This is a genomic window from Saccharothrix algeriensis (genome assembly GCF_016907655.1).
GTDB lineage: Bacteria > Actinomycetota > Actinomycetes > Mycobacteriales > Pseudonocardiaceae > Actinosynnema > Actinosynnema algeriense.
Window position 1 is genome coordinate 315,924 of the sequence record NZ_JAFBCL010000001.1, and the last position, 13,159, is coordinate 329,082.

Genomic DNA, 13,159 nt, shown 5'->3' on the forward strand with positions numbered 1-13,159 from the left:
GCGGGGCGCGGTGGGTCGTGGCGGGTGGAATCCGTTGGCGGGGCGGGATTCGGGTGGAATCCCACCGCCACCGGTGGGCCGATCCGGTCGACTTCCGCGGGAACGTGCGCCGGGGACCAAGTCCGGTTCGCCGCACGCCAAGACCGCGCGCACGCGCACGCGAATACTCGGGGCATGACCCTCAGCCCACACCCGCTCGACCCGTTCACAGCGGAGGAGATCACCCAGGTCAGGGATGTCCTCGTGGCCGCCGGGAAGGTCGGTGAGACCACCCGGTTCCCCAGTGTGCTGCCGGTGGAGCCGCCGAAGGAGGTCGTCCGCGCGCACCGGCCGGGCGACCCGGTGACCCGGCGGGCGCGGGCGGTGCTGCTGGACACCGCGACCGGCGTCTCGGCGGAGGCCGTGGTGAACGCGACCGACCGCGTGCTGGAGTCCTACCGCGAGCTCAAGCCCCACGAGGACGGCCAGCCGGCCGTCCTGTTCGAGGAGTACGACCGCAGCGCGGACCTGGTGCGGGCCGACCCGCGCTGGCAGGCGGCGATGCGCCGGCGCGGCATCGAGGACTGGTCGCTGGCGTTCGTCGCGCCGCTGTCGCCCGGCCACTTCGACGAGCCGCTGCTGCACGGCCGCCGGGTGCTGCGGGCGCTGACGTTCCTGCGCGACCACGAGGACGACAGCCCGTGGGCGCACCCGGTCGAAGGTCTGCTGTGCGAGGTGGACCTGATCGCCAACGAGGTGCTGGCGGTGACCGACGAGGGCGACGTGCCGACGCCGACCGAGCACGGCAACTACTCCGGCGAGACGCCCCGCACCACGCTCAAGCCGATCACGATCACCCAGCCCGAGGGCGTCAGCTTCACCGTCGAGGGCGGCGAGGTGTCCTGGGAGGGCTGGAACTTCCGGATCGGCTTCAACGCCCGGGAGGGCCTGACGCTGCACCGGATCGGCTTCGGCGGCGACCCGGTGCTGTACCGGGCGTCGATGCCCGAGATGGTCGTGCCCTACGGCGACCCGGCGCCGTGGCGCAACTGGATCAGCTACTTCGACGCGGGCGAGTACCTGCTGGGCAAGAACGCCAACTCGCTGCGGCTGGGCTGCGACTGCCTGGGCGTCATCCACTACTTCGACGCCGTGGTGGCCGACGACCACGGCAAGCCGGTCGCCATCCCCCAGGCGATCTGCATGCACGAAGAGGACTACGGCGTGCAGTGGAAGCACACCAACATCCTCAACGGCGCGTCGGACGTGCGGCGGTCGCGGCGGCTGGTGGTGTCGTCGTTCAGCACGATCGGCAACTACGACTACGGCTTCTTCTGGTACTTCTACCTCGACGGCACGATCGAGCTGGAGGCCAAGGCGACCGGCATCGTGTTCTGCGGCGCGGGCGGCGACTCCCCCCACGGCGCGGAGATCGCGCCCGGCCTGTCCGCCCCGGTGCACCAGCACCTGTTCTGCGCGCGGCTGGACACCGAGGTCGCGGGCGCGGCGAACACCGTCGACGAGGTCGACTTCGTCGGCGTCCCGACCGGGCCGGACAACCCGCGCGGCAACGCCTTCACCACGACCACCACCGTGCTGGAGCGCGAGTCGGCGGCGGCGCGCACCGCGGACCCGCTCAAGGGCCGCACGTGGATCGTGCGCAGTTCCGAGGGCGTGAACCGGCTGGGCAAGCCGCGCGCCTACCAGCTGGTGCCGCGGCCGGGCCCGACGCTGCTGGCCCAGCCCGACGCGACGGTCGCCGCGCGGGCCGCGTTCGCCACCAAGCACCTGTGGGTGACGCGGTTCCACGAGGACGAGCGGTACCCGGCGGGCGAGTACCCCGACCAGCACCCCGGCGGCGCGGGGCTGCCGACGTGGACCGCGCAGGACCGGCCCCTGGTCGACGCCGACCTGGTCCTGTGGCACGTTTTCGGCCCCACCCACCTGCCCCGGCCGGAGGATTGGCCGGTCATGCCGGTCGACTACAGCGGATTCATGTTCAAACCGCTCGGATTCCTCGACCGCAATCCCACGCTGGACCTGCCGGATTTCTCGGCGTGCCGCCACTGCCCGCCCGGCGAATGCCGGTGCGCGCACTGAATCCCGAATGAGCCGCCGGCGTCCCGACCGGCCCCGAGCGCCCGATGCCCCGTGCCGGCATCGGGCGCTCTGCCGTGCGCCCCACCGGGAACGACGGTGCATATGCACGGGCAGGACCGACCGGTGGCGCGGGCGTTACCGAATCGTGCACAACGGACCCCGCGGGCGATAGCCGTGGCGGTTTCCCGCGAATTGGGCCCGCGCCCCGCCCTGACCGGGTGAAAAGCGCCCGGCGGGCGGTCCGGGCGCCGGGCGCGGCGATCGCCGCGGAACGGACGCTCACATTCCCCACCAGGCACTTCAGTATTTCTACGGACCGCCGGGGCGAGCGCCCGGTACCACTCTTGCCGAACCACCCCGGAAGATCGACAGGACGGTGGATTCGGTGAGTGTGCTGTCCCTCGCGGACGTGACGGTCGACAGGTCCGGCCTGACCGTCGTGCGCGACGTCTGCCTGCGCGTCGACGAGGGCCGCGTGACCGCGCTGCTCGGCGCGAACGGCGCGGGCAAGACGACCCTGCTGGAAGGCGTGTCCGGGGCCATCCCCATCGCCTCCGGCCGGATCCGGCTCGGCGACCGGCGGGTCGAGAAGCTGCGGGCCTGGCGCCGGGCGCGGGCGGGCATCGCCCACGTCGAGCAGAACCGGACGGTGTTCCGGGAGATGTCCGCGCTGGACAACCTGCGCGCCGCCTGCCGCCACGGCGACACGCCCGACCGGGTGCTGGAGCTGTTCCCCGAGCTGCGCAAGAACCTGCACGCCCCCGCCGGGCTGCTCTCCGGCGGCGAGCAGCAGATGCTGGTGGTGGGCCGGGCCCTGCTGGGCAGGCCGAAGGTGCTGCTGATCGACGAGATGTCGCTGGGCCTCGCGCCGATCGTGGTGGGGCGGCTGGCCGCCGCGGTGCGCGCGCTGGCCGACAGCGGCGTGGGCGTGCTGCTGGTCGAGCAGTTCGCCGCCCTGGCCCTGGGCATCGCCGACCGGGCCTACGTCATGGCCCGCGGCGAGATCGTCTTCTCCGGCGACAGCCGCGAGCTGCGCGCCGACGAGGGGCTGCTGCGGGCGCTCTACCTGGGCGACACGCCCTCCGGAAGCGGGGCCCGGCGGTGACCTCCCTGCGCCGCAAGCCCCACCCGGTGGTCCTCGGCCTGCTGCTCGCCGCCGCCGTGGCCGCGGTGGTGGCCGGGTTCGCCAACACCAGCGTCACCTTCATGCTCACCGGCGCGGCCGTGACCACCGTGTTCATGCAGAGCTACGGCCTGATCACCGGCCGGGCCGGGGTGATCTCGCTGTGCCAGCTGAGCTTCGCCGCGATCGGCGCCTGGGTGGTCGGCTGGGCCAACGTCGCCGACCTGCCCGGCGGCTTCCCCGTCTGGCTGCCGCTGGGCGGCCTGGCCGCCGCGGTCGCGGGCCTGCTGATCGGCCTGCCCGCGCTGCGCCTGCGCGGGGTGAACCTGGCGGTCGCCACGTTCGCCTTCGCCACCGCGCTCGACGTGGTGTTCACCGGCCTGCCCTTCCCCGGCCAGGCCGACTACGACTTCGTCCGGCGGCCCGCGGGCTTCACCACCGACAGCGGGTACTTCGTGTTCACCGTCGTCGTCGTGACCGCGATCTTCCTCGGCCTGTGGCTGCTGGACCGCACGCGCGCGGGCGGCGCGCTGGTCGAGATCCGCCACTCGGAGCGGGCCGCCGCCGCGCACGGCATCAGCGTCGCCCGGGGCAAGCTGACCGCGTTCGCGCTCAGCGCGTTCCTGGCCGGTGTCGGCGGCGGGCTGCTGGCCGGGCAGCTGGGCATCGTCACCGCGGGCAACTTCACCGCCTTCGCCTCCGTCTCGCTGTTCGCCATCGCCCTGTTCGTGGGCACCAACAACGCCGAGGGCGCGATCGCGGGCGGCCTGATGGGCGCGGTGTTCCCGTCGGTGCTGGACGGCCTGGGCATCCCCCAGGACCTCTCCGCCCTGCTGTTCGGCATCGGCGCGGTGCAGGTGCTGCGGCTGGGCGGCAGCCAGACCGACCTGCTGCGCGCGCGCCGCCGCCGCCGCGCGGCCGCGAAGCGGGGCTCGCTGCCGATACCGCACGCCAACCCCAAGCCGCTGGTGCCGATCCGGCTGCGGGCGCCGCGCGAACCCGCCGACGCCACCCCCGTGCTGGAGGTGCGCGACCTGACGGTGCGGTTCGGCGCGCTGACCGCCAACGACGGCGTCTCGCTGAGCGTGCCGCGGGGCCACGTGGTCGGCCTGGTCGGGCCGAACGGCGCGGGCAAGTCCACGCTCATCAACGCGGTCACCGGCTTCACCGACCGCTACAGCGGGCAGGTGCTGCTCGGCGGCGAGCCGGTGGACGGCCTGCCGGCGCACCGCCGCGCCCGCCTGGGCCTGCGCCGCAGCTTCCAGCAGCTGCGGGTGCCCGAGCAGCTCACCGTCGGCATGTTCCTCCAGGTCGCGGCGGGCCGGTCGCTGCCGCCCGAGGAGGTCGACGAGCAGCTCGCGCTGTTCGAGTGCCCCGCCGCGGACGTCCCGATCACCACCGTCGACGTCGCCACCCGCCGCCTGCTGGAGGTCGCGGGCCTGGCCGCCGGCCGCCCGCCGCTGCTGCTGCTCGACGAGCCCGCCGCCGGCCACTCCGGCGCGGAGACCGAGCTGCTGCAGCGGCGGCTGGCGGAGATCCCCGAGCGCTTCGACACCGCCGTGCTGCTGGTCGAGCACGACATCGAGCTGGTCCGCTCCACCTGCGACACCGTCGTGGTCCTGGACTTCGGCCGGGTCATCGCCTCCGGACCGCCCGACGAGGTGCTGGCCGACCCCGCGGTCGTCTCCGCCTACCTGGGTTCCGCAGCCCGCTGAAACACCCGAAGGGAAACAACACCAGATGAAGATGCACAAGGCGGGAGCCGTCCTCGGCACGGCCGCGCTGATGGGATCCGTGCTCGCCGGCTGCGGCGCCGGCGGCGACGACACCATCAAGATCGGCGCGGTGGCGGGGCTCACCGGCCAGTTCATCACCGCCGAGGTGCCCAAGACCGCCCAGCGGGTCTTCGACGACGCCAACGAAGCGGGCGGCATCAACGGCAAGAAGATCGAGTACATCGTCAAGGACGACGCGGGCAACGCCCAGCGCACCGCCCAGGTCGCTCGCGAGCTCGCCGACGCGGGCGTCGTCGCGATGGCGGGCTCGGCCAGCTTCACCGACTGCGACGTCAACGACGGCTTCTACCGGCAGCAGAAGCTCAGCTCGGTGATGGCCGTCGCGGCCACGCCCAAGTGCTTCCAGAGCCCCAACATCGCGCCGGTCAACGTCGGCCCGTTCACCCTGATGACCGCCGTGCTGCTGCACGCGTCGCAGAAGCTCAACGACAAGGCGATCTGCAACTTCACCGCCCTGCTGCCCGGCGACGAGCAGGCCGTCGAGTCGGCGCTGACCCGCTGGGAGCAGATCAGCGGCCAGCGGCTCAAGCTCAACGACATGACCGTGCAGCAGAGCGGCGACCTCACGCCGTACCTGCTCAAGGCCAAGCAGGCGAACTGCGACGCCATCCTGTTCAACCCGGCCGAGCAGCTGGTCGTGCCGTGGCTGCAGGCGGCCAAGACGCAGGGCATGGACGACGTCGACTTCCTGCTGCTGGCCCCGGCCTACACCGACAGCGTGGCCAAGGCCGTCGGCGGGCTCGGGCTGAACGTCTACGCGGGCAGCGAGTTCGAGCCCTTCACCGCCGACAGCCTGGCCAACAAGGGCTGGCGGGACACCGTGACCCGCGCCGACGCGCAGGCCACCGCGTTCTCCCAGGGCGGCTACCTCTCGGCCAAGTTCCTCGTCGAGGTGCTCAAGACCATCAAGGGCGACGTCACCCGCGAGTCGGTCAACGCCGCGCTGCGGGACATGACGCCGATCGAGGACCCGATGCTGGGCACCCCGTGGGAGTTCGGCCCCGGCGAGACCCACGCCCCGAACCAGGGCTCGAAGATCGTCCGCCTCACCGGCCTGCGGTGGGTCGTCGTGGACGACACGTTCATCACCGTGCCCAGCGCCTGACCCGGAGGCTGCCGTGCTGCAACTGTCCGCGGCCATCGCGGGACTGGTCACCGGCGGGGCGTACGCCCTGATGGGGCTGTCCACGCTGCTCACCTACCGGCTCGTCGCGGTGGTCAACTTCGCGCAGGCCGCCGTGGGCGCGTTCGGGGCGTTCGCCATGGTCGTGCTGCACGAGGCGGGCCTGCCGCTGCCGCTGGCCGTCCCGTGCGGCCTGGCGGTCGCCGCCGCGGTGCACATGGGCCTGGGCGCGGTGATGGTGCGCTGGTTCTCCGAGGCGGGCGAGGGCGTGAAGGCCGCGGTGACCATCGCGGCCTTCACCGGGCTCGTCGCCGTGGGGTTGCGGCTGTTCGGCGCGCAGCACCCGCGCCGGTTCCCCACCCCGTTCGACAGCCCGCTGGCCACGGTGGGCGGTGTGGTGGTGACCTGGACCGCGGTGATCACGATGGCCCTCGCGGTGCTGTTCGCCGTGCTGCCCACCGTGCTGCTCAAGCACACCCGCACCGGCCTGCTGCTGCGGGCGATGGCCGAGCGGCCGACCACCGCCGAGCTGATCGGCGTGCGGGTCCCCGGGCTGTCGATGGTGGTCTGGGGCGCGGCGGGGGCGGCGGGCGCCCTGGCCATCATGATCGTCGCGCCCCGGCTGGCCGGCGACTTCGGCTCGCAGGCCCTGCTGATCACGCCCGCGCTGGCCGCCGCCCTCGTCGGCGGCTTCCGCAGCTTCGCCTGGACGTTCGTCGGCGGCGTGGCCCTGGGCGTGCTCCAGGGCCTCGCCAGCACCGTCGTCGCCCTCCAGCAGTACCGCGGCGTCCTGCCGTTCCTGGTGATCCTCGTCGTCCTGCTGTGGACGCGCCGCCGGGACCGCTGGGACTCCATGGCCTGAACGACTTCCGCGAAGGGGGATTCCCACATGTGCCAAGCCGACGACCAGCGCCCGGCCGGGGCGCCGCCGCCGACCGCGGCGCCCGCCGGCGGGGAGGCGTAGATGCACCCCACCGCGACCCGCGCGGCGGTGCTGCGCGAGTTCAACGCGCCGCTGGAGCTGACCGAGCTGCCGCTGCCGCGGGAGCTGCCGCCGGGCTCGGCGATCGTGCGGATCACCAGCACCACGCTGTGCGGCACGGACGCGCACCTGTGGGCGGGCGCCCTGCCGTCGGTGCCGCTGCCGATCGTCCTGGGCCACGAGATGACCGGCGAGGTCGTGGCGCTGGGCGCGCACTCCGGCCGGGACGCCTGCGGCAAGCCGGTCGGGATCGGCAGCCGCGTCGTGTGGTCGGAGGCGGTCTGCGGCCACTGCGCGGGCTGCACCGTGCTGCGCGAGCCGGTGCTGTGCGACCACCGCGGCTACGGCTTCAGCCAGCGCGCCGACCGCTGGCCCTACGCCATCGGCGGGCTCTCGGAGTACGCCTACCTCCCGCCGGGCGCGGACCGGATCGTCCTCGCGCCCGACGTGCCCGACACCTGGGCGGCCTCGGCCGGGTGCGCGGTCAAGACCGTCGTGCGGGCGTACGCCAACGCGGGCGGCGTGCGGCCGGGCTCCACGGTGGCCGTGCAGGGCGCGGGCCCGCTGGGCCTGGTGGCCACCGCGTACGCCCGCGCCGCCGGCGCGGGCCAGGTCATCACCCTCGGCGGGCCGGCCGGCCGGCTGGCGCTGGCCGCGAAGTACGGCGCGGACGCCACCATCGACGTCACCGAGGTCACCGACCCCGACGAGCGGGTCGCGCAGGTCGAGGAGATGACCGGCGCGCTGGGCGCGGACCTGGTGCTGGACTTCGCGGGCGCGCCCACCGCCAACCGCGAGGGCGTGCTGATGTGCGCCAAGCGCGGCACCCACGTCGTGGTGGGCGCCGCCGGCCCGGACGCCGCGCCGGTGCCGATGGACGTCGTGCTGGGCCGCGAGATCAGCGTCGTCGGCTCGCTGCACGGCGACGTGGGCGACCTGGCCCGCGCGCTGCGCTTCCTCACGGCGTTCGCCGACCGCTTCGAGTGGGACGCCATGTTCTCCCCCGCCGTCGGGCTCGCCGGAGCCGAGCAGGCGATTCGCGACACGCAGTCGATGGCCGCGGTCAAGGCCGTCGTCGACCCCGGACTGGACCAGGAGGTTCCCCGATGACCGACCCGACCCCGCTGGTGGCCGTCGCCACCGGGTTCATGGCCGCCAAGCAGCTGTTCGCGGCGAGCGAGCTGGGCGTGTTCTCCGCGCTCGCGCTGGGCCCCGCGAACTCGCTGGAGCTGGCCGAGCGCGCCGAGCTGCCGGAGCGCTCCGCGCGCATCCTGGCCGACGCGATGGTGGGCCTGGACCTGCTGGAGCACCGCGACGGCAAGTACGCCAACACCCCGGTGACCGAGGCTTACCTCGCCGGGCACGGCGGGCTGGACCTGCGGCCGCACCTGGCGTTCTGGGACGCCCTGAGCTACCCGCACTGGCTGCACTACACCTCGTCCATGCGCTCCGCGCAACCCGGCCCGTTAGAACTGGACGAGGCGCGGCGGGGGGTGTTCACCAGCGGCGTGCAGACCTACAACTCGCTGCACGCGGTCATGCTGGCCGAGCACTACGACTTCGCGCGGCACGAGCGCGTGCTGGACCTGGGCGGGCTGTCCACGGCGTTCCTCGTCGAGGCCGTCAAGCGCTACCCCCGGCTCACCGGCGCGTTCGTCACCACCAGGGACTTCCTGGACCTGGTCGAGGGCTCGCTGCCGCCCGGCCTGGCCGACCGGATCTCCTTCCACGAGGCCGACCCGCTGACCGGCGAGGTGCCCGGCCGCTACGACGCCGTGCTGCTGGAGCACGTCGTCCACCGGTTCGACGCCGAGCAGAACAAGGCCATCCTGCGCACCGCGCGCGCCGCGGTCGATCCGGGCGCCCGCCTGCTGGTGCTGGACTTCCTGCTCGACGCGGGCGACGGCCGCCGGCTCGACCCGGTGATGGCCGGCGAGTACCTGGTCGTCGACGGCACCGTCGTGCACCCCGAGGACGAGGTCCGCGGCTGGCTGGCCGACACCGGCTGGCACTTCCTGCGAACCCGCCCGCTGCCGGGCAGCCCGCGCGTCGTGATCGCGGAGGCCGTGTGATGGTGGCGCTGGTGACCGGCGGAGCCGGTGGTATCGGTGGGGCGATCGCCACGGCGCTGGCCGGGCGCGGGCACCGCGTCGCGATCGCCGACGTGGACGCGGTCGGGCTGGCCCGCAAGGCCGAGGAGTTCGGCGGGTTCGCGGTGGACATGGACGTGCGCGACCCGGAGTCGGTGCGCACCGGCGTGGCCAAGACCGTCGCCGAGCTGGGCCCGCTCGACGTGCTGGTGCACGCGGCGGGCGTGGTCGGCGGCGCGGCGCCGCTGCTGTCGCTGCCCGTCGAGGTGCTCGACGCGGTGTACGCGGTGAACCTGCGCGGCACCTTCCTGGTCACCCAGGCGGTCGGCGAGGCGATGATCGCGGCCCGGCGCGGCGGCTCCATCGTCCACATCAGCTCGGCCGGCTCCCTGCAGCCGACCGTCGGCCTGGGCCACTACGAGGCGACCAAGGCGGCGCTGAACGCGCTGACCCGGTCGGCGGCGCTGGAGCTGGCCCCGCACAACATCCGGGTCAACGCGGTCGCCCCCGGCCCGGTCGAGACGCCGCTGACGGCCGCGGCCATGGCCGACCCGGCGGCGCGCGCGCCGTGGGTCGGGCGCATCCCGCTGGGTCGGCTGGCCAACACCGACGACCTGGTGCCGACGGTGCTGCTGCTGGCCTCGCTGGAGGCCCGCCACATCACCGGGACCGTGCTGCCCATCGACGGCGGACAGCTGCTGAGGGGGTGAGATGACACCCGTCGACCAGGCCGGGGCGCCCGTCGCGGGCCGCGCCGACCGGCTGCGCACGCGGCCGGGCGGCCCGGTGGCCCGCCGCCGGTCAGCCCCGGCGGTGCTGGGCCCCCCTGGCGGCGGCGCGGTGTTCGCGACCCGCGCGGCGCTGTCGCACGACCAGGACGACAACGACGTCCCCCGCCGGACCGCCGCGGCGCGGCGGTCCGGCGGGGGACCGGACGCGGAGGACGGCGCCGATGCCCCTGCACCCTGAAGCGCGGGCGGTGATAGCCCGGGGCGGGCTGGTGCCCGACGGCGAGGCCACGCCGGCGCGGGTGCGCGCGGCGTTCGCCGCGTCGTGGCGGCCCTCGCCCAGGCCCGAGCCCGTCGAGTCGGTGGTCGACCGCACGGTCCCCGGCCCGGCGGCGGAGATCCCGGTCCGGGTCTACACGCCGCACGGCGACGGCCCGTTCCCGGTGCTGGTGTGGTACCACGGCGGGGGCTGGGTCCTGGGGTCGCTCGACGAGAACGACGCCACCTGCCGGGCGCTGTGCAACGCGGTGGGCGTGGTCGTGGTGTCGGTGGACTACCGGCTCGCGCCCGAGCACCGCTACCCGGCCGCCGTCGAGGACGCCTACGCCGCGCTGACGTGGGTCGCCGCCCACGGGGCGGAGATCGGCGCGGACGGGCGGGTCGCGGTCGGCGGGGAGAGCGCGGGCGGCAACCTGGCGGCCGTGGTGTCCCTGATGGCCCGCGACCACGACGGCCCGGCGATCTCGCTGCAACTGCTGGCGACCCCGGTGACCGCGCCGCCCAGCGACCGGCCGTCCTACGTGGACTACGGCCAGGGCCACTTCCTGGACCGGGAGAGCATGGAGTGGTTCTTCCGGCAGTACCCGCGCGACCCGTCGGACCTGGACGACCCCTACCTGGCGCCGCTGGCGGCCTCCCACCTGGGCGGCCTGCCGCCGGCGCTGGTGATGACCGCCGAGTACGACCCGCTGCGGGACGAGGCCGAGGAGTACGCGCACCGGCTGCTGGACGCGGGCGTGCCGGTGACCCTGCTGCGCTACGAGGGCCAGATCCACGGCTTCTTCGCGCTGCTGGTCGACCAGCTCAGCGTGTCCGCCGAGGCGCACGCCCGCGCCGCGGCGGCGCTGCGGGCCGCGTTCGCCCAGGAGGTCCTGCGCTGACCGGCGCCGGGCGGGGAACCCGCCCGGCGCCGGTCGGCGGGGCGCGGAATGCGCCGAAGTGGATCTCCTTCGGCCCCTGGTGTGGTAGACCGTTCAGGTAACTGGCGGTCAACCGGGTTCACCCCGCGGCACGAGGTTCCGACCGTGCGCCCCTTCGCGCGCCCCGGTCGTGACTCTGTTGCCGGGGTCACGTCACACACCGTAGGTTTGGGCGCCTACGAGGAGGCGCGATGGACACCACGAAAGTGGCCTCGGCGGTGCGCATCGGCTCCGCCCTGGGCAGCGGCGCCGCCGTGGAGTGGGGTGAGGTCTTCGCCGCCCTGCGCACGGCGCTGCCCGACCTGTGCGCGGTCCAGGTCACCGGCTGGGACCCGGTGTCGCGCGGCTTCGTGGTGATGGCCGAGGACGGCTACAACCGCGCCATCAGCCAGGAGCTGGCCCACGAGCTGCCGCGCACCCGCTGGGGCGGCCAGCTGTTCGACTCGGCGGTGCCGCTGCTGATGGACGACATGCCGCACAACTTCCGCGACTCGCCGCACTACCAGGAGCGCCTGCGCCCGGCCGGGTTCGAGGACGGGCTGTCGGCGGTGCTGCGCCTGGGCGGGCGCGAGCAGGTGGTGGGCGTCCTGCACGCCAACGCGCCGGTGCGGGCCGCCTTCGACGAGGAGGCGCGGCACTTCGTGGCGCAGGTCGGCTCCGCCCTGGCCCGCCGGGTGGACCCGCTGCACTGCCCGGCCTTCGACGCGTGGTTCGGCCCCGAGTGGTCGGCGAGCTGGCTGTCGCCCGCCGCGGGCCCGGTCGCGGGCCGCTCCCCCGCGCCGATCGCCGACGACCCGAACCTGCGGGGGCTCGCGGAGTCCTTCGCCGCGCTGGGCGTGCGCACGGTGCCGTTCCTGTGGCCGGCGAAGGACGGCTGGTACCGGGTGCGCCTGCTGCGCGTGGTCGACGGGCCCCGCAACGGCGTGGTCGCGGCCTGCGCCCCGTTCGAGAACCCCTCCGGCCTGACCGCGCGCGAGCTGGACATCGCGACCGGCCTGGTGGCGGGCCTGTCCAACCAGGCGATCGCGGAGAGCCTGGTGGTCAGCAGGCGCACCGTGGAGACCTACGTGGAGCGCCTGCTGACCAAGCTGGACTGCCAGTCGCGCGGCGAGGCGGCCGGCATCGCCGCGCGGGCGGGGTTCGTGCGGCCCTCCCCGGACCCGAGCGGCGTCGGCTCCCTGCTGCGCCTGACCCGCGGCGCGGACCCGTACTGGATCTGATCCGCGCCGGGACCGGCCGCTCACGCCCCGGTGGCGACGAGCACCACCTGGCCGGCCTGCTCGTCCAGGTAGGCCGACACCGTCCAGCGCTCGTGCCCGAACGCCCGGTCCAGCGCCTCGCCGGTCAGGAACGGCCCCGCCGGCAGCCGGTCGCGCAGCCCGTCGACCACCTCCGGCGACCGCCCCTGCGCGGTCGGCCCGTGCGCGGCGACCAGCCGCCGCACCTCCTCGGCGGGCAGCGCCACCACCGCGTCGATCCAGTACGTCGACGGGCCGGGCGCGCCGCCGCGGCCGTAGGCGCCCGACAGCCACCGCGCGCCGATCGCCCCGACCAGCGGCGGGAACCGCTCGCGCAGCGGGTCCAGGTCCTCGCGCAGCTCGCCCGTGCCCGCCTTGACCGCCCCGGTGGCCGCCATCGGCTCCGCCCCCTCCCTCAGCAGGTGGTAGCCCGAGACCCCGCCCAGGGCGGCGACCGCCAGCGCGACCACCGACGTCACCCCGACCACCCACGGCCGGACACCGGTCGACCCGCCCACTAGCGCCGCTCCCCCGGGCACTCCCGGCGGGCCCTCCCGCGGTCGGGCTCGCACGGCCGGCCGGCGTTCTTCCGGTGGTCCCCGTGCGCCGCCGGCGCGCCCGCCCCTTGGGCGAGGCGCGATCCCGCGCGCCGTTCCGCCCCGCCCCGGTGGGCCTCCCGGCGCGGTCCCGCCGGACCGCGGGCGAAATCGCCGTCGAATTCCACGCGCGGTTCCCCGGGCGGTCCGCCCCCGCGCCCGCCGTCGGCTGCCCGGGAGCCGGGCGGCGCCGCGGGCACGGCGC

The 13,159-nt window shown here is 74.8% G+C and carries 12 protein-coding genes; 11 read left to right on the forward strand and 1 reads right to left on the reverse strand.

Annotated elements, in window-relative coordinates; all coding sequences use genetic code 11:
• Nucleotides 1-174: 174 nt before the first annotated feature.
• From JOE68_RS01215 to JOE68_RS01265, 11 genes are all read left to right on the forward strand, one after another.
• Nucleotides 175-2,079, forward strand: coding sequence for a primary-amine oxidase (locus JOE68_RS01215; RefSeq protein WP_204840494.1), 1,905 nt, complete (start codon nt 175-177; stop codon nt 2,077-2,079).
• A 385-nt stretch (nt 2,080-2,464) separates the two neighbouring features.
• Nucleotides 2,465-3,184, forward strand: coding sequence for an ABC transporter ATP-binding protein (locus tag JOE68_RS01220; protein ID WP_204840495.1), 720 nt, complete (start codon nt 2,465-2,467; stop codon nt 3,182-3,184).
• Nucleotides 3,181-4,917 (forward strand): branched-chain amino acid ABC transporter ATP-binding protein/permease, encoded by a 1,737-nt coding sequence (locus tag JOE68_RS01225; RefSeq protein WP_204840496.1) that lies wholly within the window; start codon nt 3,181-3,183, stop codon nt 4,915-4,917. The genes JOE68_RS01220 and JOE68_RS01225 overlap by 4 nt, the downstream gene beginning before the upstream one ends.
• A gap of 25 nt (nt 4,918-4,942) precedes the next feature.
• Nucleotides 4,943-6,103 carry an ABC transporter substrate-binding protein gene (locus tag JOE68_RS01230; RefSeq protein WP_204840497.1) on the forward strand — a complete coding sequence of 387 codons (1,161 nt, stop codon included), beginning with the start codon at nt 4,943-4,945 and terminating at the stop codon, nt 6,101-6,103.
• Nucleotides 6,104-6,116: 13 nt separating this feature from the next.
• Nucleotides 6,117-6,983 carry a branched-chain amino acid ABC transporter permease gene (locus JOE68_RS01235; protein ID WP_204840498.1) on the forward strand — a complete coding sequence of 289 codons (867 nt, stop codon included), beginning with the start codon at nt 6,117-6,119 and terminating at the stop codon, nt 6,981-6,983.
• Nucleotides 6,984-7,085: 102 nt separating this feature from the next.
• Nucleotides 7,086-8,213, forward strand: a complete 1,128-nt coding sequence (locus JOE68_RS01240) for a zinc-binding dehydrogenase (protein ID WP_204840499.1) — start codon at nt 7,086-7,088, stop codon at nt 8,211-8,213.
• Entirely contained in the window at nt 8,210-9,175 is a 966-nt protein-coding gene (locus tag JOE68_RS01245; protein ID WP_204840500.1) for a methyltransferase, read from the forward strand. The genes JOE68_RS01240 and JOE68_RS01245 overlap by 4 nt, the downstream gene beginning before the upstream one ends.
• A gap of 11 nt (nt 9,176-9,186) precedes the next feature.
• Entirely contained in the window at nt 9,187-9,903 is a 717-nt protein-coding gene (locus tag JOE68_RS01250) for an SDR family NAD(P)-dependent oxidoreductase (protein ID WP_307819419.1), read from the forward strand.
• Nucleotide 9,904: 1 nt separating this feature from the next.
• Nucleotides 9,905-10,162, forward strand: coding sequence for a hypothetical protein (locus JOE68_RS01255; protein WP_204840502.1), 258 nt, complete (start codon nt 9,905-9,907; stop codon nt 10,160-10,162).
• The gene (gene lipP1 / locus JOE68_RS01260) at nt 10,146-11,081 is read left to right on the forward strand and encodes a LipP1 family hormone-sensitive lipase (protein WP_204840503.1); all 936 of its coding nucleotides are present in this window, start codon (nt 10,146-10,148) and stop codon (nt 11,079-11,081) included. Before JOE68_RS01255 ends, lipP1 begins: the two co-directional genes overlap by 17 nt.
• Nucleotides 11,082-11,311: 230 nt before the next feature.
• Nucleotides 11,312-12,340: a LuxR C-terminal-related transcriptional regulator gene (locus JOE68_RS01265; protein ID WP_204840504.1), complete on the forward strand. Its 1,029-nt coding sequence runs from the start codon at nt 11,312-11,314 to the stop codon at nt 12,338-12,340.
• Between the two features lie 20 nt (nt 12,341-12,360).
• Here the strand turns inward: JOE68_RS01265 and JOE68_RS01270 are convergent, their stop codons facing one another.
• Nucleotides 12,361-12,837, reverse strand: a complete 477-nt coding sequence (locus JOE68_RS01270; protein ID WP_204840505.1) for a hypothetical protein — start codon at nt 12,835-12,837, stop codon at nt 12,361-12,363.
• Between the last annotated feature and the right edge of the window lie 322 nt (nt 12,838-13,159).